The 20,666-nt window shown below is 74.0% G+C and carries 18 protein-coding genes; 11 read left to right on the forward strand and 7 right to left on the reverse strand.

Annotation, left to right across the window (positions count from 1 at the left end; genetic code table 11):
* Positions 1-96: 96 nt before the first annotated feature.
* From K6I33_RS07850 to K6I33_RS07860, 3 genes are all read left to right on the forward strand, one after another.
* A complete protein-coding gene (locus tag K6I33_RS07850) occupies positions 97-1,062 on the forward strand; it encodes an FAD-dependent oxidoreductase (RefSeq protein ID WP_229349208.1) in 966 nt (321 codons plus the stop codon).
* Between the two features lie 31 nt (positions 1,063-1,093).
* Positions 1,094-2,035, forward strand: coding sequence for a dihydrodipicolinate synthase family protein (locus tag K6I33_RS07855; RefSeq protein WP_374283769.1), 942 nt, complete (start codon positions 1,094-1,096; stop codon positions 2,033-2,035).
* A 140-nt stretch (positions 2,036-2,175) separates the two neighbouring features.
* Positions 2,176-3,573, forward strand: a complete 1,398-nt coding sequence (locus K6I33_RS07860; protein ID WP_229349213.1) for a hypothetical protein — start codon at positions 2,176-2,178, stop codon at positions 3,571-3,573.
* On the opposite strand, the gene K6I33_RS07865 is transcribed toward K6I33_RS07860, so the two are convergent.
* The 3 genes from K6I33_RS07865 to K6I33_RS07875 all read right to left on the reverse strand — a co-directional run bounded on the left by K6I33_RS07865 (position 3,522) and on the right by K6I33_RS07875 (position 8,770).
* Positions 3,522-5,120 (reverse strand): AMP-binding protein, encoded by a 1,599-nt coding sequence (locus K6I33_RS07865; RefSeq protein ID WP_229349215.1) that lies wholly within the window; start codon positions 5,118-5,120, stop codon positions 3,522-3,524. The genes K6I33_RS07860 and K6I33_RS07865 overlap by 52 nt on opposite strands.
* A gap of 269 nt (positions 5,121-5,389) precedes the next feature.
* Positions 5,390-7,777 (reverse strand): Tex family protein, encoded by a 2,388-nt coding sequence (locus K6I33_RS07870; protein WP_374283772.1) that lies wholly within the window; start codon positions 7,775-7,777, stop codon positions 5,390-5,392.
* Positions 7,778-7,903: 126 nt separating this feature from the next.
* Entirely contained in the window at positions 7,904-8,770 is an 867-nt protein-coding gene (locus K6I33_RS07875; RefSeq protein ID WP_229349219.1) for a hypothetical protein, read from the reverse strand.
* A 137-nt stretch (positions 8,771-8,907) separates the two neighbouring features.
* On the opposite strand from K6I33_RS07875, the gene K6I33_RS07880 reads away from it, so the two are divergent.
* Together K6I33_RS07880 and K6I33_RS07885 are read left to right on the forward strand one after the other, a co-directional pair.
* Positions 8,908-9,888 (forward strand): GlxA family transcriptional regulator, encoded by a 981-nt coding sequence (locus tag K6I33_RS07880; RefSeq protein ID WP_229349221.1) that lies wholly within the window; start codon positions 8,908-8,910, stop codon positions 9,886-9,888.
* A 52-nt stretch (positions 9,889-9,940) separates the two neighbouring features.
* Positions 9,941-10,567 carry a DJ-1/PfpI family protein gene (locus K6I33_RS07885; protein ID WP_229349223.1) on the forward strand — a complete coding sequence of 209 codons (627 nt, stop codon included), beginning with the start codon at positions 9,941-9,943 and terminating at the stop codon, positions 10,565-10,567.
* 123 nt (positions 10,568-10,690) lie between these two features.
* Here the strand turns inward: K6I33_RS07885 and K6I33_RS07890 are convergent, their stop codons facing one another.
* Complete coding sequence (locus K6I33_RS07890; protein ID WP_229349225.1) at positions 10,691-11,443, reverse strand: enoyl-CoA hydratase/isomerase family protein; 753 nt, start codon at positions 11,441-11,443, stop codon at positions 10,691-10,693.
* Between the two features lie 192 nt (positions 11,444-11,635).
* Between K6I33_RS07890 and K6I33_RS07895 the strand changes: the two genes are divergently transcribed.
* Complete coding sequence (locus K6I33_RS07895) at positions 11,636-12,145, forward strand: ATP-binding protein (RefSeq protein ID WP_229349227.1); 510 nt, start codon at positions 11,636-11,638, stop codon at positions 12,143-12,145.
* Here the strand turns inward: K6I33_RS07895 and idi are convergent.
* From idi to galE, 3 genes are all read right to left on the reverse strand, one after another.
* Positions 12,120-12,731 carry an isopentenyl-diphosphate Delta-isomerase gene (gene idi, locus K6I33_RS07900; protein WP_374283776.1) on the reverse strand — a complete coding sequence of 204 codons (612 nt, stop codon included), beginning with the start codon at positions 12,729-12,731 and terminating at the stop codon, positions 12,120-12,122. The two genes, K6I33_RS07895 and idi, sit on opposite strands and share 26 nt — an antisense overlap.
* A 135-nt stretch (positions 12,732-12,866) precedes the next feature.
* Positions 12,867-13,814, reverse strand: a complete 948-nt coding sequence (locus tag K6I33_RS07905) for a cation diffusion facilitator family transporter (RefSeq protein WP_229349230.1) — start codon at positions 13,812-13,814, stop codon at positions 12,867-12,869.
* A gap of 162 nt (positions 13,815-13,976) precedes the next feature.
* Entirely contained in the window at positions 13,977-14,963 is a 987-nt protein-coding gene (gene galE, locus K6I33_RS07910; protein ID WP_229349232.1) for a UDP-glucose 4-epimerase GalE, read from the reverse strand.
* 280 nt (positions 14,964-15,243) lie between these two features.
* Between galE and K6I33_RS07915 the strand changes: the two genes are divergently transcribed.
* The 5 genes from K6I33_RS07915 to K6I33_RS07935 are packed head-to-tail and all read left to right on the forward strand — an operon-like array spanning position 15,244 to position 20,599.
* Positions 15,244-17,142 (forward strand): DUF5941 domain-containing protein, encoded by a 1,899-nt coding sequence (locus tag K6I33_RS07915; protein WP_229349254.1) that lies wholly within the window; start codon positions 15,244-15,246, stop codon positions 17,140-17,142.
* Positions 17,139-17,891: a sugar phosphate nucleotidyltransferase gene (locus K6I33_RS07920; protein ID WP_229349234.1), complete on the forward strand. Its 753-nt coding sequence runs from the start codon at positions 17,139-17,141 to the stop codon at positions 17,889-17,891. Before K6I33_RS07915 ends, K6I33_RS07920 begins: the two co-directional genes overlap by 4 nt.
* Complete coding sequence (locus tag K6I33_RS07925) at positions 17,879-18,940, forward strand: iron-containing alcohol dehydrogenase family protein (protein WP_229349236.1); 1,062 nt, start codon at positions 17,879-17,881, stop codon at positions 18,938-18,940. Before K6I33_RS07920 ends, K6I33_RS07925 begins: the two co-directional genes overlap by 13 nt.
* Entirely contained in the window at positions 18,918-19,697 is a 780-nt protein-coding gene (locus tag K6I33_RS07930; protein ID WP_229349238.1) for a CDP-alcohol phosphatidyltransferase family protein, read from the forward strand. Before K6I33_RS07925 ends, K6I33_RS07930 begins: the two co-directional genes overlap by 23 nt.
* On the forward strand, positions 19,694-20,599 hold the full coding sequence (locus K6I33_RS07935) for a glycosyltransferase family 2 protein (protein WP_229349240.1): 906 nt from the start codon (positions 19,694-19,696) through the stop codon (positions 20,597-20,599). Before K6I33_RS07930 ends, K6I33_RS07935 begins: the two co-directional genes overlap by 4 nt.
* The last annotated feature ends 67 nt before the right edge of the window (positions 20,600-20,666 follow it).

Genomic DNA, 20,666 nt, shown 5'->3' on the forward strand with positions numbered 1-20,666 from the left:
CCACAGCAACCGCGCACCGCGCCCCCTGGACCAGCCCCCGCCGCCTATCGGCCACTTCCCGCCCGACGGTGGGGAGTTCACCGGTACCGTCGGCGCATGGCAAGCGATGTGATCGTGGTCGGTGCCGGGGTCATCGGCCTGACCAGCGCGGTCGTGCTGGCGGAGCGCGGCCGGCGCGTCGAGGTGTGGACCCGTTCGCCGTCCTCGGAGACCACCTCGGCGGTGGCCGGGGGCCTGTGGTGGCCGTACCGGATCGAACCGCGCGACCGGGCCGGCGACTGGGCGCTCGCCTCCCTCGCGGTCATGACCGGCCTGGCCGGGCGGCCCGAACGCACCGGGGTGCGCCTGGCCGAGGGGACGCACGCCGGCCAGGCCCCGGGGGAGCTGGGCGCGTGGGCGGCCCGGGTGCCGGGGCTGCGGGCCGCAGGCGCGGGAGAGCTGCCGCGCGGCTACGACCGGGGGGTGCACGCCCGCCTGCCGTTGCTGGACATGGCCACCCATCTCGACTACCTGACACGGCGGTTGGGCGCTGCGGGCGGCACCGTCGCCGTCCGCCCGGTCGCCTCGCTCGCGCAGGCCGCCCGCTCGGCGCCCGCCGTGGTCAACTGCACCGGCCTGGGCGCCCGCGACCTGGTCCCCGACCCGGCGGTGCACCCGGTGCGGGGCCAGCTCGTCGTGGTCGAGAACCCCGGCATCGCCGAGTGGTTCACCGCCGCCGACGACACCGGGGCCGACACCGTCTACGTCTTCCCCCAGCCCTACGGCGCCGTCCTCGGCGGCACCGCCCAGGAGCACGTCTGGGACCGGGCCCCCTCGCCCTGCACGGCCCAGGCGATCATCAGCCGCTGCTCCCGCGTCTTCCCCCGCCTGGCCCGCGCCCGTGTCCTCGGCCACCGCGTGGGCCTGCGCCCGGCCCGCCCGCGCGTCCGCCTGGAGGCCGAGCCCCTGCCGGGCGGCGGCCGGCTCGTCCACAACTACGGCCACGGCGGGGCGGGCATCACGGTCTCCTGGGGGTGCGCCCTGGAGGCGGCGGACCTGGTGGAGGCGGCCACGCCGTCTTGACAGCGCGGGCCCGGACGGAATGCTGTACCGCGTGACGCACCTGCCCGCACCCCTGACCGGCGTCGTCCCTCCGCTCTGCACCCCCCTCACCCCCGGCGGCGAGGTGGACGTCCGCTCCCTCGTCTCGCTCGTCGAACACCTGCTGGACGCCGGGGTCCACGCGGTGTTCGCCCTCGGCACCAGCGGCGAGGCCGCCTTCCTCAGCGACGTCCAGCGCGACGAGGTGCTGCGGGTCACCGTCGAGGCGGTGGCCGGACGGGTGCCCGTGCTGGCCGGCGTCATCGACATGACCACGGCCCGGGTCGTCGACCGGGCCCTGTCCGCCGCCGCCCACGGCGCCGACGCGCTCGTCGCCACCGCGCCCTTCTACGCCGGGACGCACCCCGCCGAGACCGCCGACCACTTCCGCCGGATCCGGGCCGCCGTGGGCCTCCCGCTGATCGCCTACGACATCCCCCGGAACGTCCACAGCAAGCTCACCGCGCCCGTCCTCCTCCGTCTCGCCGAGGACGGCACCCTCGCCGGGCTCAAGGACAGCAGCGGCGACCTGGGCGCCTTCCGCCGCCTGCTGGTCGCCCTGCGCGAGCGCGGCCTCGACCGCACCTTCGCCGTGCTCACCGGCTCCGAACTCACCGTGGACGCGGCCCTGCTGGCGGGCGCCCACGGCGTCGTCCCCGGGCTGGGCAACGTCGACCCCGCCGGGTACGTACGGCTGTACGACCACGCGCGGGCCGGGCGCTGGCGGGCGGCGGCGGCCGAGCAGGACCGGCTCGCGGCGCTGTTCGCCCTCGTCGACGCGGGGGACACCGCCACGATGAGCGGCGGCGCCGCCGCGCTCGGCGGCTTCAAGGCCGCGCTGCGTGCGCTCGGGGTCATCGACTGCGCGGCGACGGCCGCGCCCCAGCGGCCGCTGTCCGAGGAGGCCGTGGCCGAGGTCCGCCGGCGGCTGACGGAGGGCGGGCTGCTCACATAGCGCGGGCTGCTCACGCAGCACGGGCTGCTCACGTAGCGCGGACGACTCAGGTGGCGCGGGATTCCTGCCGAAGACGAACGGTGCGGTGAGGGGACCGGCCCCCTCACCGGAGGACGCCGACCGGTGGGAGAGAGCCGCACATGGACGAGGTGACCGCGCGCTACGTGGAGCAGTGCCGCGCCGACGGGAGCGGGCTGAGCGGGGCCGTGGCCGAGGCCGAGCTGCCGGCCTGTCTGCGCGACGCCCGGCTGCTGGCCCGCCCGCTGTTCGTCGGCGAGCCCGAGCTGCGGGCGGCGGCGGACGACCTGCTGGCCGTCTTCGACATCCTGGTCACCCTGCCCGACCGGCTCTTCGACGGCGACGTCGAGCGGTACTGGGCGGCCCTCGGCGGCGAGCCCCGGCTGGCCCCGCTGGTGCGGCGCCACGCCCGCGCCGGCCACCCGGCGGACCGCTTCGGCCGGGCCGACCTCCACCGCGACGAGCACGGCCGCTTCGCCCTGCTGGAGTTCAACATCGGCGGGGGAGTGGGAGGCTTCGAACTGGGCGAACTGCCCCGCTCCCTCGAAGCCGTGCCGTCCTTCGCCGCGTTCGCCGAGCGGTACGCGCTGCGGCACGTACGGACCGCCGAACACGTGGCCGCGACGCTGCGGGCCGTGGCGCCGCGCCCGTCCCCCGTCGTGGCCCTGGTGTTCGCCCCGGGGGCGCTGCCCCGGTACCGGCGGCCGGTCGCCGGCACCGTCGAGGTGCTGCAGGGCCAGGGGCTGGAGGTGGTCCTCGGCGAGCTGGGCGACGTGCGCGGCGACGGCGGGAAGCTGTACGTCGGCACGGCCCGGGCCGACGTGCTGCTGCGTTTCTTCTCGGTCGACGACACCGTCGGGCACGAGGACGGCCTCGACGCGATCACGCGCGCCCACGAGGAGGGGGCAGCGGTCCTGTGGACCGGGCTGGACAGCGTCCTGTTCACCAACAAGGGCGCCCTGGGCCTGCTGTCGGACCCCCGCTGCGACGCCGTGCTGTCGGAGCGGGAGCGGCGGGTGACGGAACGGATCCTGCCGTGGACCAGGCTGCTCACCGGGCCGCTGGTCGACCGGTGCGTCGAGGAGCGCGAACGGATGATCCTCAAGCCCTGCCGGGGCTTCGCGGGCTCGGGCGTCGTCGCGGGCTGGGCCTGCCCGGAACAGGAGTGGCGTGACGCCCTGCGCTCCGCCTCGGGCGGCGGGTTCGTCGTACAGCGCAGGGTCGTGCCCCGCCCGGAGCCGGTCGTCGACCCGGGGACGGGTGCGACCGAGGACTGGACGCCGGTCTGGGGCCTGTTCGTCACCCCCGACGGCTACGGCGGCAACGCCATCCGCGCGCAGCGCGCCACGGGGAGCGGCGTGATCGGCTACAGCACCAGCAGCGAGACCCTGGCCACCGTCGCCTTCACCCGGCCCGCCGGCGACGGGTCCGGTGGCGACGAGCCTGCCGGCGATCAGCTCGCCGCCGGTCAGCTCGCGGGCTCCGGCCGCGCCGTCGTGTCCCCGTGGAGCAGCCCCTGATGCCCGGCCCAGTAGGGCGTGCGCAGGGCGGTCTTGTCGACCTTGCCGATGGGGGTCAGCGGCAGCGCGTCGACGAACTCGAAGCTCGCGGGCAGATAGACGGGCCGCTCCAGCTCGTTCAGGACGCACTTGCGCAGCTCGTCGAGCTCGACGCGCGTCCCGGGAGCGGTGACGACGACGGCGTGCACGGCCTGCCCGTAGAACGGGTGCGGCACCGGGATCACCGCGGCGGCCCGCACCGCGGGATGGGTGGTCAGCGCGTTCTCCACCAGCGGTGAGTAGATGGTGGACCCGGCCTCCCCCGTGATGATCACGTCGTTGCGCCGGTCCATGAGGAAGAAGTAGCCCTCCTCGTCCCGGTAGCCGAGGTCGCCGGTGCGCAGCCAGCCGCCCGGGTGGAACGCGGCGGCGGTGGCCTCCGGCTGGTTGAGGTAGCACTCCATGACGCGCGGCCCGCGCGCGCAGATCTCGCCGACCTCCCCCGGCGGCAGGGTCCGGCCCTGGTCGTCGCGGACGTCCGTCTCCATGTCGGGGAAGGCGCGCCCCACCGAGCGCAGCAGCCTGCCGTTGCCCACGAGGTGGTCGGGCGAGTCCAGCGCCGTGAGGCCGAACGCCTCCGTCTGGGCGTAGAGCTGCCACAGCACCGGCCCGAACCGGTCGAGGGCCTGCTGGAGCCGGTCCGGGGTGATCGGGCTGGCCCCGTACATGACGCGGCGCAGCCGCGAGCAGTCGACGCCGGCCAGCGCCGGGTGGTCGAGCAGCCGGTAGAGCATCGGGGGCATCAGCATCATGGCGGTGATCGGCTCGTTCTTCAGCGCCTCGATCACGGCCTCCGGGGTGAAGCGGTCCAGGAGGGTGAGCGTGCTGCCCTGGGCCAGGCTCGTCAGCGCGTACAGCCCGCCGACGTGGGCGACCTGACTGGTCACCAGCAGCCGCACCGGCTCCGGCAGGAACGGGTGCGCCAGGATCGTCCGGTACATCCGGTGCCGGTGGAGGATGCTCTTGGTGAGCCCCGTGGTCCCGCCGGAGCACAGCACCGTCTCCACCTGCCCGGCGTCCGCCCACTCCGCGTCGTCGGCCGGGCGCGCCCGCCGGACGGCGTCCATCAGGTCCGGTGCCGGCCCGCCGGACCCCAGCGACCACAGGCGGGCCCCGGGGAAGGCGCTCGTGACCGCGTCGGCGCAGGTCTCCGAGATCCGGTCGTCGACGATCAGGGCGTCGGCGGGGGCGTTCGCGGCGACGCTGGCGTACTCGGCGGGCCCCCGGTCCACCGGCATCGGCAGGAACCGTGCCCCCGCCAGATGCGCCGCGAACGGCACGCACACCGCCTCGGCGCGGTTGCCGCTGGCCAGCGCGATGGTGGTGCCCGGGCCCAGGCCGAGCGAACGGAACGCCGTGGCCATGCGGCGAATCGTTTCTGCCAGCTCGGTGTAGGTCATCCGGACATCCCGGTACACCACGGCCTCCCGGGCCCCGAAACCCGGGAACACCTCGTCCACCAGCCAAGCGGCGTAGCTGCGCCCTGCCACTCCGTCCGAGCCGCCCATGAGCCCGCCTCCTCTTCCGGTTCCGGTAACCGCCCCTGGTCGGTGGAGGACGGGACATCAGGGGGACGACGCCGCGCGCTGTGGACGGGCGTCGTCCCGTCTGATCGATGGCCGGTAGGAGTGCGGGTCTCACCGGGAACGCCACTCATTCATCCGGTCGGGTGCGCGATTGGCTTTCCCGGTAGCCCGGGTTGTGGGCAATCGTCCCGCAAGGCGGGACGGCTGGGCGCAACCCGACCACCGGGCCGCACCCGAACCGCGCGCCCCGCTTACCGGCCCTGCGGCCCCAGCAGCCCCGCGCGCCGCAGCGCGTCCGCCATCGCCCCGTCCGCCGCCGGAGCAGCGGCCTGGCGGCCGCCCTCCGCCCGGCGGGGCCGCGGGGCGCCGCCCCGACGCGGGGCGTTCCCGCGCTCCGCGCGCTCACGCGGCGTGCCACCGCCACCGCCGCCGCGCGTCGCCGGCGCGGCGTCGTCGTCCAGACGGAGCGTCAGCGAGATCCGCTTGCGCGGAATGTCGACATCCATCACCTTCACCCGCACGATGTCACCCGGCTTGACCACATCGCGCGGGTCCTTCACGAACGTCTTCGACATCGCCGACACGTGCACCAGGCCGTCCTGGTGGACGCCCACGTCCACGAAGGCGCCGAAGGCCGCGACATTGGTGACGACGCCCTCCAGCAGCATCCCCGGCGTCAGGTCGCCGATCTTCTCGACGCCCTCCTTGAACGTGGCCGTCCTGAACGCGGGCCGCGGGTCGCGGCCCGGCTTCTCCAGCTCGCGGAGGATGTCCGTCACCGTGGGCAGACCGAAGGAGTCGCTCACATAGTCCTCGGGACGCAGCGAGCGCAGCGTCGTCGTGTTGCCGATGAGCGCGGCGACGTCGCCGCCCGTGGTCTTCACCATGGACCGCACCACGGGGTACGCCTCGGGGTGGACGCTGGAGGCGTCCAGCGGGTCGTCCCCGCCGCGGATGCGGAGGAAGCCGGCGCACTGCTCGTACGCCTTGGGGCCCAGGCGGGACACGTCCTTCAGGGCACGGCGGGAGCGGAAGGGGCCGTTGGCGTCGCGGTGGGCGACGATGTTCTCGGCGAGGCCGCCGCTGATGCCGGAGACCCGGGAGAGCAGCGGCGCGGAGGCGGTGTTGACGTCGACGCCGACGCCGTTGACACAGTCCTCGACGACCGCGTCCAGCGAGCGGGACAGCTTCACCTCGGACAGGTCGTGCTGGTACTGGCCGACGCCGATCGACTTCGGGTCGATCTTCACCAGCTCGGCGAGCGGGTCCTGGAGCCGGCGGGCGATGGAGACCGCGCCGCGCAGGGAGACGTCGAGTTCCGGCAGCTCCTGCGAGGCGAAGGCGGACGCGGAGTAGACCGAGGCGCCGGCCTCGGAGACCATCACCTTCGTCAGCTTCAGCTCCGGGTGACGGGCGATCAGGTCGGCCGCCAGCTTGTCGGTCTCGCGGGAGGCCGTGCCGTTGCCGATCGCGACGAGCTCCACGTCGTGCTCGCGGGCGAGCCGGGCCAGGGCGGCGAGCGCGGCGTCCCACTTGTTCTGCGGGACGTGCGGATAGATGGTCTCGGTGGCGGCGACCTTGCCGGTCGCGTCCACGACGGCGACCTTCACGCCCGTGCGGAAGCCCGGGTCGAGGCCCATCGTGGCGCGGGTGCCGGCGGGGGCGGCGAGCAGCAGGTCGCGCAGGTTCGCCGCGAAGACGCGGACGGCCTCGTCCTCGGCGGCCTGGCGCAGCCGCAGCCGCAGGTCGATGCCGAGGTGGGTCTGGACCCGGGTGCGCCAGGCCCAGCGCACCGTGTCGCCCAGCCACTTGTCGGCCGGGCGACGGTGTTGCCAGGGGTTCGCGATCCCGAAGCGCCGGGCGATCATCTGCTCGTAGGCGCTGGGGCCCTCGGTGGTCTCCTCCGGGGCCTGCGGCTCCAGGGCGAGGTCGAGGACCTCCTCCTTCTCGCCGCGCAGTATCGCCAGCACCCGGTGCGAGGGGAGCTCGGTGAAGGGCTCGGCGAAGTCGAAGTAGTCGGCGAACTTCGCGCCCGCCTCCTCCTTGCCCTCGCGCACCTTCGCGGCCATCCGCCCGCGCGACCACATGCGCTCGCGCAACTCGCCGATCAGGTCGGCGTCCTCGCCGAACCGCTCGGTGAGGATCGCGCGGGCGCCCTCCAGCGCGGCGGAGGTGTCCGCGACGCCCTTGCCGGCGTCGACGAACGCGGCGGCCGCCGCCGACGGCTCGACGCCGGGGTCGCCCAGCAGGCCGTCGGCCAGTGGCTCCAGCCCGGCCTCGCGGGCGATCTGCGCCTTGGTGCGCCGCTTGGGCTTGAAGGGCAGGTAGATGTCCTCCAGGCGGGCCTTGGAGTCGGCCTCGCGGATCCGGGCCTCCAGCGCCTCGTCCAGCTTGCCCTGGGAGCGCACGGACTCGAGGACCGCCGCCCGGCGGTCCTCCAGCTCCCGCAGATACCGCAGCCGCTCCTCCAGGGTGCGCAGCTGGGCGTCGTCGAGCGCCCCGGTCGCCTCCTTGCGGTAGCGCGCGACGAACGGCACGGTGGAACCGCCGTCGAGCAATTCGACGGCGGCCCGCACCTGCCGCTCCCGCACGCCGAGCTCCTCGGCGATCCTGCCTTCGACCGACGTCGACGTCGTCACGATCACGCTCCGCTTTCCCTGTTCCGCGGCGGGTTCCCGCCGCGCCGAACCGCGATCTGCATTGTGGCAGGTGCCGGTGACAGCGCCCGCGCGGCGCCCCCGGGGCGGGCTGTCCCCGCAGGCCGGCTATCCCCGCAGGTCGGACGGGAAGGCGCCGCCCTGCACCAGGGTCGTGGTGTAGCCCTGCGCCAGCTCGGTCAGCCGTGCGACACCGGCGGCGCCCAGGTGCTCGTAGGGGGCGCGGTCCAGGCGGTCCGTCTCGTCCTCCAGCTCCTCGCGCTGCGCGACGCCGGCCTTGGTCAGCGTGCCGTCGGCGTTCAGCAGCCCGCGCTCCACCAGCCGCTCCCGGCCGGCGGCCAGGTCCTCCTCGCTCCAGCCGCGCGTGCGCAGCAGCCACTTGTGGGACATGCCCTTGCCGGTGGCGGAGTGGGTCAGGATCGCCTCGACCGGGTCGATGCCGGCCTGGACGAGGACGATCAGGTGGCCGTCGCCGCGGTACTCGCGCAGCAGCGTGGTGGCGTGCCACAGCGCCAGGTGCGGGGCGTCCGGCACGGGCAGGTCGGCGTGGGCGGCGTACAGCGTGCGCATGGACCGGTCGCAGGCCTCGGTGGCCCGCAGCGCGAGCTCCGCGGCCTCGGCCATCTCCGCGGAGGCGACGGTCTCCTCGCCGAGCAGCCGCCGCAGCTGGGCGTCGGCGGCGCGCAGCCGCGCGGCCAGGACGTCCTCGGGGGAGGCGATGTCCCAGACGGCGGGGATGTGCCGGGAGATCAGCTCGTGGCTGAAGCTGAAGAACGAGGCCGTCACCGCGCCCGGACCGACCCGGCCGAAGGCGGCGGCGCGCCCCGCGATGTAGGCGGGGCCCCAGTTCTCGCCGGCGCCGATGCCGATGGCGCTCATCTCCCGCTGGAGCTCCGGGGAGAAGTACTGGGCCGAGTGGTAGGGGTTGAGGAAGGCATGGCAGCGCCGTGCGGCGCCGTCGGGCAGAGAGGTCATGCCCCGTACCGTACGGACTGGTCGGTACGGGAGAAAGGACGAGCGTCACAGCCGCCGCCACCGCTTCCGGAGGGTGGCAGGAAAGGTGGGGAACCCGTCATTGCCGCCATGCCGGACGGGCCGTCAGCATGGTCGGCATGAGAACCCGCACGGTCCTGATCGTCCTCTACGAGGGGATCCAGCCCCTCGATGTCACCGGCCCCATGGAGGTGTTCGCCGGAGCCCGGCACACCGCCGGTGCCGAGGGCGGCTACGAGGTGCGCACCGCGACGATCGACGGCGAGCCGGTCCGCAGCACCAGCGGGCTGAGGATGGCCCCCGACGCGGCTCTCGACGACTGTGCCGTGCCGGACCTGTTGGTCGTGCCCGGCGGGGAGGGGGCGCTGGAGCCCGATCCCCGGATCGTGGCCTGGCTGCGCGACAACGGCCCCCGGGCCGGACGGCTGCTCTCCGTCTGCACCGGCGCGTTCCTGCTCGCCGCGGCCGGGCTGCTCGATGGCCTGCGCGCGACCACCCACTGGGCGTACTGCGACCGGTTCGCCGAGCGCTTCCCGCGGGTGCGGCTGGACCCCGAGCCCATCTTCGTGCGCGACGGCCGTGTCGCCACCTCGGCCGGGGTGACGGCGGGCATAGACCTGGCCCTCGCCGTCGTCGAGGAGGACCACGGCCGGGAGATGGCCCTGACCATCGCCCGCCATCTCGTCGTCTTCCTCCGGCGTCCCGGCAACCAGCGGCAGTTCAGCGTCCCGCTCGCCGCCCAGACCGCCGGGCGGCCGACGCTGCGCGACGTCCAGCACTGGGTCGTGGAGCACCTCCGCGCCGACCTGTCGGTGGAGGCGCTCGCGGACCGCGCGGGCCTGTCGCCCCGGCACTTCGCCCGGGCCTTCCGGGACGAGGTGGGGACGACGCCGGGGCGCTACGTCGACCTGGTGCGCCTGGAGGCCGCCCGGCGGCTGCTGGAGGACACCGGGCAGGGCGTCGAGGAGGTCTCCCGCGCCTGCGGCTACGGCACGCCCGAGGCGATGCGGCGGGCCTTCGTCCGGGCCCTGGGCGCGGGACCGGCCGAATACCGGCGCCGCTTCCGGCCCGTGAACCCCCCTCAGCACGTTCTCGCCTGAACCTGAACCTGAACCTGAACGACAACGAACGACTGCGGAAGAAGGCTTTGCCATGCAGATCGCCATCCTGCTCTACCCCGGTTTCACCGCCCTCGACGCGGTGGGCCCCTACGACACCCTCAGCCGTATCCCCGGCGCCGAGACCGTCTTCGTCGCCGAGCGGCCCGGCCCGGTGACCAACGAGAGCGGCAACCTCACGCTCGTCGCCGAACGTTCCCTCGCGGACGTGCCCCGCCCCGACATCGTTGTCGTGCCCGGCGGGCCGGACCGGAGCCTGCCGCTCGATCCCGGCCCCGTCCAGGAGTGGCTGACGGCGGTGGACCAGCACACCACCTGGACGACGTCGGTGTGCACCGGATCGCTGATCCTGGCCGCCGCCGGGCTGCTGACGGGCCGCCGGGCCACCTCCCACTGGCTGCACCTGGAGCAACTGGGCTCCCTGGGCGCCGAGCCGACGGGGGAGCGGGTCGTCTTCGACGGCAAGTACGTCACGGCCGCCGGGGTCTCCTCCGGCATCGACATGGGCCTCACGCTCCTCGGCCGGATCTCGGGCGACCGGACGGCCCAGTCCGTCCAGCTGATGATCGAGTACGACCCGCAGCCGCCGTACGACGCGGGCTCCCCGGAGAAGGCCCCCGCCGACCTCGTCGCCGAGTGGCGAGCCCGGCAAGGGGCGTGAGCTGAACGGCGCGCCCCAAAGGGGCGCGGGGAACTGCGCGACCAGCCCCCACCGGCCCGCGGCCGACCGGACCGCACCTCCAACGGAGCGCTGGGCGCGAGCTGGACCGTCCCGGACGGGGGTCTAGACGGTCCACTCGAACAGTGGAACCCGCCGCTCCAGAAAGGCGGCGACCCCCTCGGCGGTGTCGCCGCTGCCGCGCTCCCGCGCCGCCCAGTGGGCCACGCGGTCCGGCGCGGCCGGGCCCGCCGCGAACTCCTTGGCCGCCGCCTGCGTCAGCTGCGAGCGCGCCGCCAGCGTCGCCGCGAACGCGGCGACCCGCTCGTCCAGCGCGTCCGCCGGCCACACCTCGTCCACCAGCCCGGTGCGCAGGGCCCGTTCGGTATCGATCAGCTCGGCCGAAAAGAGCAGGTACTTGGCGGTCGCCGGGCCGACCAGCTCCACCAGCCGCCGGGTGGTGGTCGCCGGGTAGACGATGCCCAGCCGCGCCGGGGTGACCCCGAAGGACGCGCCCTCGGCGGCGAACCGCAGATCGCAGGCGACCGCGAGCTGGCAGCCGCCGCCCACGCAGTGGCCGCGCACGGCCGCGATCGTCGGCTTGGGGAACGCCGCCAGCGCCTCCTCCGCCGCCACCGCCAGGTCCCGCGAGCCCACGCCGCCGTCGGCGGCCAGCGTGGCGATGTCCGCGCCCGCGCAGAACGTGCCGCCCTCGCCGGTCAGCACCAGCACCCGGACCGCCGGGTCGGCGGCGCAGCGCGCGAGGAGCCCGGGCAGCTCCCGCCACATCCCGGTGGTCATGGCGTTGCGCTTGGCGGGGTTGACGATCCGGACGGTGGCGACGGCTCCATCGAGCTCGAGACGCAGTGCGGGCTCCATGGCCGGATGCTATCCGGGACCAGGAAGTCATGATCAAACAGTCTGCCGGGCGACAGCCGCGTGCGTGATCGGTCGAACCCCGCCGGAATCCGTCGATAGCCAATGACTTCTGGTCAGCTCACCGGAGCGGACGCCAGGGTTCCCAACACTCGGCACAGGTGGTCGGGCCACGGCGAGGGGTGGGATGCGGAGATGGAGATGCGCGGGGGACTCCCGCCCGGGCCGGGGCGGGCGATCGCGCCCCGCAGGCCCGCCGAGTACGACGGGAGCTGGCGCTGGACCGCTCCCGCGCTCGACCGGTCCGTCCCCGCGGCCCGGAGCGCGGTCCGCGAGCTGATCCGGCGTCGCGCGGTGCCGCTGCGCGAGGACCAGCTGTACGGGCTGCTGCTCATCGTCTCCGAACTGGTCACCAATGCCGTGCGGCACGCGGCGCTGCTCTCCCCGGAGGTGGCCGTGGAGGTCTCCGTGGGCCCGGAGTGGGTACGGGTGGCCGTCGAGGACAACCACCCGTACAGACCCGCGCCCATGGAGGCGTGCCCCGAGGACGAGCCGCGCACGGGCGGCCGGGGCCTGCTGCTGGTGCAGGCGACGGTGGAGGAGGCCGGCGGCTGCTACGACATCGAGCACACCGCCGGCGGCAAGGTGGTCTGGGCCGCCCTGCCGCTGCGCTTCCGGCCTACCAGCCCGCGGCGTCCCCGGTGACCTCGCGGATCGCCGGGCGGGCGGCGTCCAGGACGGTCATGAACCACGCCGAGAAGGGGTACTTCTCACGCAGCGCGTCGAGCTCGGCGGGGGTGACGAACGCGGTCTCCGCGATCTCGGAGGGGTCCGGGTCCGGCAGGGTCGTGACCGTGCCCACGAACAGGTGGTTGTACTCCTGCTCGACCAGGCCCGAGGCCGGGTCCGGGTGGTTGTAGCGGACGGTCCCGGCCTCGCGCATCAGCGCGGGCGCCAGGCCCAGCTCCTCACCGGTGCGGCGGGCGGCGGCGACGAAGGGCGGCTCGTCCGGGTAGGGGTGGCCGCAGCAGGTGTTCGACCAGACGCCGGGGGAGTGGTACTTCTCCAGCGCCCGGCGCTGGAGCAGCAGCCGGCCCGCGTCGTCGAAGAGAAAGACCGAAAAGGCCCGGTGCAGCCGGCCGGGGGCGATATGGGCGGAGAGCTTCTCGGCGGTGCCGATGGTTCTGCCGTTCTCGTCGACCAGCTCCAGCATGATCGGTTCGGCGGTGTCGGCGGCCCCGGGACGCCCGTCCGAGTCGGCGGAGCGGCCCTTGGCAGATGTGATCGGCATTGACCATCCTCATTGTCGGTCTTCCACCTTCAAGTCTGCCGTACGGAATGCCCACGACCACGGCGGATGAGTCATCGGTCCGATCATTCGACTGATCGGACCGGCCATCGGCCGGCCGGGGCCCGGTGGCAGGTCTCAGTGGCAGAGACCGGCCTCGTGCCCGGCGTGCCCGCCGGGCTCCAGCTGGAAGGTGCAGCGCTCCACGGCGAAGTGCTCGCCGAGGCAGTCCTGAAGGTCGTGCAACATCTTCTCCTGCCCCGCCGAGTCCAGCGCGCCGGGGTCCACCACCACGTGCGCCGAGAGCACCGGCATCCCCGATGTGATCGTCCACACATGCAGATCGTGGAGGCCCCGCACCCCGGGCAGGGCCAGGATGTGCGCCCGCACCTCGTCGATGTCGACGTTCCTCGGCGCCGCCTCCAGCAGCACGTCCAGCGCCTCGCGCAGCAGCTTCACCGTGCGCGGCACGATCATCAGGCCGATCAGCAGGGAGGCGACCGGGTCCGCCCGCGTCCAGCCCGTCACCATGATCACCAGGGCGGAGGCCACCACGGCCAGGGAGCCCAGGGCATCCGAGAGGACCTCCAGGAAGGCGCCCCGCACGTTCAGGCTCTCCTTGCTGCCCCGCAGCAGCAGGGCCAGCGAGACACCGTTGGCGACCACGCCGACCAGGCCGAAGACGACCGTCCGCGCGCCGGGCACCGGCGCGGGTTCCGCGAGCCGCTCGACGGCCTCGACGAGGACGTAGCCGCCGACGCCGAGCAGCAGCACACAGTTCAGCAGGGCGGCGAGGATCTCGGCCCGGGCGTAGCCCCAGGTGCGTCTGCCGGTGGGCGGGCGGGCGGCGAAACGAATCGCCACCAGGGCCATGGAGACCCCGATCGCGTCCGTGGCCATGTGGCCCGCCTCGGCGAACAGCGCGAGCGAACCGGTCAGCGCGCTGCCCACGGCGTAGACCAGCAGCACGGTCAGGGTGATGCCCAGCGCGATCCGCAGCCGCCCCTTGTGGGCGGCCGCGGCCGTGCCGGTCGCACCGGGCGGGGGTCCCCCGTGCGAGTGGCCGTGGTGGTGACCCGCTCCCATGCCCGCCGCCTTCCGAAGCCGTCGGCGGCCGTCGTCGCCGCCCGGCCGGCGGGCACCCGCCGGCCGGGCCCAGTCAACTACGGGCGGGCGGGGTATCGGGCAACGCCCCGCCGACACCCCCGAGCGACCCCTCTGACCTGCGATGAAGCCCCCTTGCGGGGATCAGGGCCGGCGTGCCCCGGGGTGGTGGAGGCACCAGCCCTCCCAGGCCGAGGCGACCATGTCGCGGAGGTCGTGGCGGGCGCTCCAGCCCAGCTCCTTCGCGATCAGCTCGTTGGACGCCACGACACGCGCCGGATCACCCGGACGGCGCGGGGCGGTCTCGGGCGTCAGCTCCGGGCGTCCGGTGATCTCGCCGATCAGGTCGGCCATCTCCCGGACGGACACCCCGAGCCCGGTGCCGACGTTCAGCGTGAGGTCGCCCGCGCCCGGCCGCTCGGCCAGCCGGCGGGCGGCGGCGAGGTGCGCGGTCGCCAGGTCCTCGATGTGGATGTAGTCACGGACGCAGGTGCCGTCCGGGGTGGCGTAGTCGTCACCGAAGATCAGCGGGCGCTCGCCCCGGGTGACGCGGTCGAACATCATCGGGATGATGTTGAAGATCCCGGTGTCGGCCAGCTCCGGCCGGGCCGCGCCCGCCACGTTGAAGTAGCGCAGGCACGCCGTGGCGATGCCGTGCGCGGCGCCCGTGGCCCGGACGAGCCACTCGCCGGCGAGCTTGGTCTCGCCGTACGGGTTGATCGGCAGACAGGGCGTCCGCTCGGTGACCAGGTCCACGTCGGGCATGCCGTAGACGGCCGCCGAGGACGAGAAGACGAAGCTGCGGACCCCGGCCGCGACCACGGCCTCCAGCAGCACGGTCAGCCCGTGGATGTTCTCCCGGTAGTACAGCAGGGGCTTCTCGACCGACTCGCCGACCTGCTTCTTCGCCGCGAGGTGCACCACCCCGGTCACCCCGAGCCCGGTGAGCGTGCGGTCGAGCAGCTCACGGTCCAGCACCGAGCCCCGCACCAGCGGGACCGACTCCGGCAGCCGGCCGGCCACGCCCGAGGACAGATCGTCCAGGACGGCCACCCGTTCTCCGGCCTCCGTCATCGCTCGCGCCACATGCGCCCCGATGTACCCAGCTCCGCCTGTGATCAGCCACGTCATGACGGCACCCTATTCCAGCCATCGGACGGGAAACGTTTCGTCCGTCCGTGGGAACCGCCCGGACGTTCCGGACGTCCTGATAGGGGCCGGTTCCCGGGCCGCCGCCCGGGTCGGGAACGCCCGGGTGCACGTGCGGTGAACTCGGCCTTCCGGTGATCCGATAGCCTCTGCCGTCGTGCCGTGCGCCGCCCCGCAGAGCCGGGCCCGGCGCGGTACGCCAGCCGCCCGCCGCGTCCCGCGGCCGCACGGCGGCCACGCCAGCCGCAAGGAGTGAGTTCGTCTGTCGACCGCCATCCTCATCGGTCCGCCGCCCGCCGGCTCCTCGCTGGAGGACGACCTGCGGGCGCTCGGCTTCGACGTGCGCACCGCGACCGGTGCCGCCGGCGCGGCCGGGGAGCTCGCCGCGGTCCCGGCCGCCGAGCGGGTCGCCGTCGTCGACCCCCGCTTCACGGGACACGTCCACGCCCTGCGCCTGGCCCTGACCGACCCCCGCTTCCCGGCGGGCGCCGTGACCGGCGCCCTGACGGTCCAGGCCGAGGCACGCGGCCCGCTGGCGCGGGCGCTGACCGAGACGACGGGCGCGAGCCCGGCCGCTCGGGCCGACGGCACCGACGCGGCCGCCCGGCGGGAGCCCTCGCGCCCGGCCGCGCCGGGCGAGACCGGTGCCGAGAGCGCGGGCCGGCCGTCCGGCGGCGGCAGCCTGCCCGACGAGCTCGCCGCCCGGCTGGAAGCCGCCGGCGTCCCCGTGCACCGCCCCGAGCTGGGTGTGCTCGTCGCCGAGCTGCCCGAGGGCGCGGACGCCCGCGCGAAGGCGCTGGCGGAGGTCGACGCCGTCGACGACGAAGCCGTACGGCTGCGCGCCGCCGTGAAGTCCCGCGACGGCTTCTTCACCACCTTCTGCGTCAGCCCCTACTCCCGGTACATCGCCCGCTGGTGCGCCCGCCGCGGTCTCACCCCCAATCAGGTGACGACCGCGTCCCTGCTGACGGCGCTGATCGCGGCCGGCTGCGCGGCCACCGGCACCCGGCCCGGGTTCGTCGCGGCGGGCGTGCTGCTGATCGCCTCGTTCGTCCTGGACTGCACCGACGGCCAGCTCGCCCGCTACTCGCTCCAGTACTCGACGCTCGGCGCCTGGCTCGACGCGACCTTCGACCGGGCCAAGGAGTACGCCTACTACGCGGGCCTGGCGCTCGGCGCCGCCCGTGGCGGGGATGACGTCTGGGCCCTCGCGCTCGGCGCCATGGTCCTCCAGACCTGCCGGCATGTCGTCGACTTCGCCTTCAACGAGGCCAACCACGACGCCACCGCCAACACCAGCCCCACCGCCGCCCTCTCCGGCCGGCTCGACAGCGTCGGCTGGACCGTCTGGGTCCGGCGCATGATCATCCTGCCCATCGGTGAGCGCTGGGCGCTGATAGCGCTGCTCACGGCGCTGACCACCCCCCGGGTGACCTTCGTCGTCCTGCTGATCGGCTGTGCCTTCGCCGCCTGCTACACCACCGCCGGCCGGGTGCTGCGCTCGCTCACCCGCAAGGCGAAGCGCACCGACCGCGCCGCCGGGGCGCTCGCGGACCTCGCGGACTCCGGCCCGGTGGCCGAGGCCGTGGGCCGCGTCCTGGGCCGCCGGGTGCCCGGCGGCTCGTACAGCGCGCCCTACTGGGCGCTGCTCGCCGCCGCGGCCCTGTTCGTCTGGCCGCTGGCCGCCGGGAACCTGGGCACGTGGCGGGGGCTGCCCCCGGCCGTGGTGTACGCGCTGCTCGCGGGCGTCGCCGTGGCGCACGCCCTCAAGGGACCGCTCGACTGGCTGGTCCCGCCCGTCTTCCGGGCCACCGAGTACGGGATCGTCCTGCTGCTCGCCGCCCGCTCCGGCGCCCCCGGCGCCCTGCCCGCGGCATTCGGGCTGGTCGCCGCGGTCGCCTACCATCACTACGACACGGTGTACCGCATCCGCGGCGGCACCGGCGCGCCCCCGCACTGGCTCGTACGGGCCATCGGCGGGCACGAGGGACGCGTGCTGGCGGTCACCGCCGCCGCCTCCCTGTGGCACGGCCGAGGCTTCACCATCGCGCTGACGGTCCTGGCGGCCGCCATCGCGCTCGTGGTGCTCAGCGAGAGCATCCGGTTCTGGGTGTCCTCCGGGGCGCCCGCAGTCCACGACGAAACAGGAGAACCCGCATGATCGGCCTCGTGCTGGCCGCCGGCGCCGGACGGCGTCTGCGCCCCTACACCGACACGCTGCCCAAGGCGCTGGTGCCGGTAGGGCCCGAAGGTTCGGAGGACTCGCTGACGGTCCTCGACCTGACGCTCGGCAACTTCGCCGAGGTCGGCCTGACCGAGGTCGCGATCGTCGTCGGCTACCGCAAGGAGGCCGTGTACGCGCGCAAGGAGGCGCTGGAGGCCAAGTACGGCCTCACGCTCACCCTGATCGACAACGACAAGGCCGAGGAGTGGAACAACGCCTACTCCCTGTGGTGCGCCCGTGACGTGCTCGGCCGCGGTGTGATCCTCGCCAACGGCGACACCGTCCACCCCGTCTCCGTCGAGAAGACCCTCCTCGCCGCCCGCGGCGACGGCAAGAAGATCATCCTCGCCCTCGACACGGTGAAGAACCTCGCCGACGAGGAGATGAAGGTCATCGTGGAGCCCGGCAAGGGCGTCCGGCGGATCACCAAGCTGATGGAGCCCGGCGACGCCACCGGCGAGTACATCGGCGTCACCCTGATCGAGGCCGAGGCCGCCGCCGAGCTGGCCGACGCCCTGAAGACCACCTTCGAGCGCGACCCCGACCTGTACTACGAGGACGGCTACCAGGAGCTCGTCCACCGCGGCTTCAAGATCGACACGGCCCCCATCGGCGAAGTGAAGTGGGTCGAGATCGACAACCACGACGACCTCGCCAAGGGCCGGGAGATCGCGTGCCAGTACTGACGAGGCTCATCCCCTCGCCGGTCGTCGTCGACATCCGCGCCGGAGCGCTGAACAACCTGGCGGGACTCCTCCACGACCAGCGGATCTCCAGCTCCGGCAAGCTGGCCATCGCCATCAGCGGCGGCTCCGGGGCGCAGCTGCGCGAGCGGCTCGCCCCGGCGCTGCCGGGCGCCTCCTGGTACGAGGTGGGCGGCGGCACCCTCGACGACGCCGTCCGGCTCGGCGACCGCATGAAGAAGGGGCGCTACGACGCGGTCGTGGGCCTCGGCGGCGGAAAGATCATCGACTGCGCCAAATACGCGGCCGCCCGCATAGGGCTTCCGCTGGTCGCCGTGGCCACGAACCTCTCGCACGACGGGCTCTGCTCGCCGGTCGCCACGCTCGACAACGACGCGGGCCGGGGCTCGTACGGTGTGCCCAACCCGATCGCCGTCGTCATCGACCTCGACATCATCCGCGAGGCCCCCTCCCGCTACGTCCGCTCCGGGATCGGCGACGCGATCTCCAACATCTCCGCCGTCGCCGACTGGGAGCTCGCCCACCGCGAGCGCGGCGAGGACATCGACGGACTGGCCGCGGCCATGGCCCGGCAGGCCGGCGAGGCCGTGCTGCGCCACCCGGGCGGCGTCGGCGACGACGCCTTCCTCCAGGTGCTCGCCGAGGGCCTGGTGCTCACCGGCATCTCGATGTCCGTCGCGGGCGACAGCCGGCCGGCCTCCGGCGCCTGTCACGAGATCAACCACGCCTTCGACCTCCTCTTCCCCAGGCGCGCCGCCAGCCACGGCGAGCAGTGCGGCCTCGGGGCAGCCTTCGCGATGCACCTGCGCGGTGCCCGTGAGGAATCCGCGCTCATGGTCGAGGTGCTGCGCCGCCACGCTCTGCCCGTGCTGCCGGGCGACATCGGCTTCACCGACGACGAGTTCGTCTCGGTCGTGGAGTACGCGCCGCAGACCCGCCCCGGGAGGTACACCATCCTGGAGCACCTCGACCTCTCCACCGATCAGATCAGGGACGCGTACGCCGACTATGCACAAACCATCAGTCGCTGAACTCCGCCCGGTCGTCCACCCCGCGGGTGTGAAGGACCGGCGCAGTGGCGAGCACTGGATGGGCCGCCTGTACATGCGGGAGATCTCGCTGCGGGTCGACCGCCATCTGGTGAACACCAGGGTCACGCCCAACCAGCTCACCTACCTGATGACCGTGGCGGGCGTCCTCGCGCTCCCGGCCCTGCTGGTGCCGGGGATCTGGGGCGCCGTCCTCGGTGTGGTCATGGTCCAGCTCTATCTGCTGCTGGACTGCGTCGACGGTGAGATCGCCCGCTGGAAGAAGCAGTACTCGAACTCCGGGGTGTACCTGGACCGGGTCGGCGCCTATCTGTGCGACGCCGCGGTCCTGACCGGTCTGGGCCTGCGCGCCGCCGACCTGTGGGGGAGCGGCCGGATCGACTGGCTGTGGGCCTTCCTGGGCACGCTCGCCGCGCTCGGCGCCGTGCTGATCAAGGCCGAGACCGACCTCGTCGGCGTCGCCCGCCACCAGGCCGGGCTGCCGCCGGTCAAGGAGTCCGCGGCCGAGCCGCGCTCCTCCAAGGTGGCCCTGGCCCGCAAGGCCGCCGCGGCGCTGAAGTTCCACCGGCTGATCCTCGGCATCGAGGCGTCCCTGCTGATCCTGGTCCTCGCGATCGCGGACGCGGCCCACGGAGACCTGTTCTTCACCCGCCTCGGCACCGCTGTGCTGGCCGGCATCGCGCTGCTCCAGACGGTGCTGCACCTGGTGTCCATCCTGGCGTCGAGCAGGCTGAAATGACCGATACCCGAGAGAACCGCATGAAGGTCGGCGCGGTCGTCCTGACCATGGGCAACCGCCCCGACGAGCTGCGCGCCCTGCTGGAGTCGGTCGCCAAGCAGACCGGTGACCCCATCGAGGTCGTCGTCGTCGGCAACGGCTCCCCGCTGCCCGAGCTGTCCGTGCCCGGCCTCGCCGTGCGCACCGTCGAGCTGCCCGAGAACGTGGGCATCCCGGCCGGCCGCAACGTCGGCATCGAGGCCTTCGGCCCCGCCGGCCGGGACGTCGACGTCCTGCTCTTCCTCGACGACGACGGGCACCTGCCGAACCAGGACACGGCCCAGCTGTGCCGGGAGGCGTTCGCGGCCGACCCGGAGCTGGGCATCATCAGCTTCCGGATCGCCGACCCGGACACCGGCGTCACCCAGCGCCGCCACGTGCCCCGGCTGCGGGCGTCCGACCCGATGCGCTCCTCGCGCGTGACCACCTTCCTCGGTGGCGCCAACGCGGCGCGCACCCGGGTCTTCGCCGAGGTCGGCGGGCTGCCGGACGAGTTCTTCTACGCCCATGAGGAGACGGACCTGGCCTGGCGGGCCCTGGACGCGGGCTGGATGATCGACTACCGGTCGGACATGGTGCTCCACCACCCCACGACCGCCCCGAGCCGCCATGCCGTCTACCACCGGATGGTGGCCCGCAACCGGGTCTGGCTGGCCCGCCGCAATCTGCCCGCGCCACTGGTCCCCGTCTACGTCGGGGTCTGGCTGCTGCTGACCCTGGCCCGGCGGCCCTCCCTGCCCGCGCTGCGCGCGTGGCTGGGCGGCTTCCGCGAGGGGTGGACGACCCCGTGCGGACCACGGCGCCCGATGAAGTGGCGTACCGTGTGGCGCCTGACCCGACTGGGTCGCCCGCCCGTGATCTGACAAGCTCGTATCCGAGAAGTCGTGTCGAAGAGCATCGGGCGCGCACCGGGGCCCGGCCCCGGGTGCG

Source organism: Streptomyces sp. UNOB3_S3 (assembly GCF_020740895.1).
In the GTDB taxonomy this organism is placed as follows: Bacteria; Actinomycetota; Actinomycetes; order Streptomycetales; family Streptomycetaceae; genus Streptomyces.

Coding starts and splice junctions, on each gene's coding strand:
- K6I33_RS07850 (WP_229349208.1), top strand. CDS start 97: ATGGCAAGCGATGTGATCGTGGTCGGTGCCGGGGTCATCGGCCTGACC.
- K6I33_RS07860 (WP_229349213.1), top strand. CDS start 2,176: ATGGACGAGGTGACCGCGCGCTACGTGGAGCAGTGCCGCGCCGACGGG.
- K6I33_RS07865 (WP_229349215.1), bottom strand. CDS start 5,120: ATGGGCGGCTCGGACGGAGTGGCAGGGCGCAGCTACGCCGCTTGGCTG.
- K6I33_RS07875 (WP_229349219.1), bottom strand. CDS start 8,770: ATGACCTCTCTGCCCGACGGCGCCGCACGGCGCTGCCATGCCTTCCTC.
- K6I33_RS07880 (WP_229349221.1), top strand. CDS start 8,908: ATGAGAACCCGCACGGTCCTGATCGTCCTCTACGAGGGGATCCAGCCC.
- K6I33_RS07885 (WP_229349223.1), top strand. CDS start 9,941: ATGCAGATCGCCATCCTGCTCTACCCCGGTTTCACCGCCCTCGACGCG.
- K6I33_RS07890 (WP_229349225.1), bottom strand. CDS start 11,443: ATGGAGCCCGCACTGCGTCTCGAGCTCGATGGAGCCGTCGCCACCGTC.
- K6I33_RS07895 (WP_229349227.1), top strand. CDS start 11,636: ATGGAGATGCGCGGGGGACTCCCGCCCGGGCCGGGGCGGGCGATCGCG.
- idi (WP_374283776.1), bottom strand. CDS start 12,731: ATGCCGATCACATCTGCCAAGGGCCGCTCCGCCGACTCGGACGGGCGT.
- K6I33_RS07905 (WP_229349230.1), bottom strand. CDS start 13,814: ATGGGAGCGGGTCACCACCACGGCCACTCGCACGGGGGACCCCCGCCC.
- galE (WP_229349232.1), bottom strand. CDS start 14,963: ATGACGTGGCTGATCACAGGCGGAGCTGGGTACATCGGGGCGCATGTG.
- K6I33_RS07920 (WP_229349234.1), top strand. CDS start 17,139: ATGATCGGCCTCGTGCTGGCCGCCGGCGCCGGACGGCGTCTGCGCCCC.
- K6I33_RS07930 (WP_229349238.1), top strand. CDS start 18,918: ATGCACAAACCATCAGTCGCTGAACTCCGCCCGGTCGTCCACCCCGCG.
- K6I33_RS07935 (WP_229349240.1), top strand. CDS start 19,694: ATGACCGATACCCGAGAGAACCGCATGAAGGTCGGCGCGGTCGTCCTG.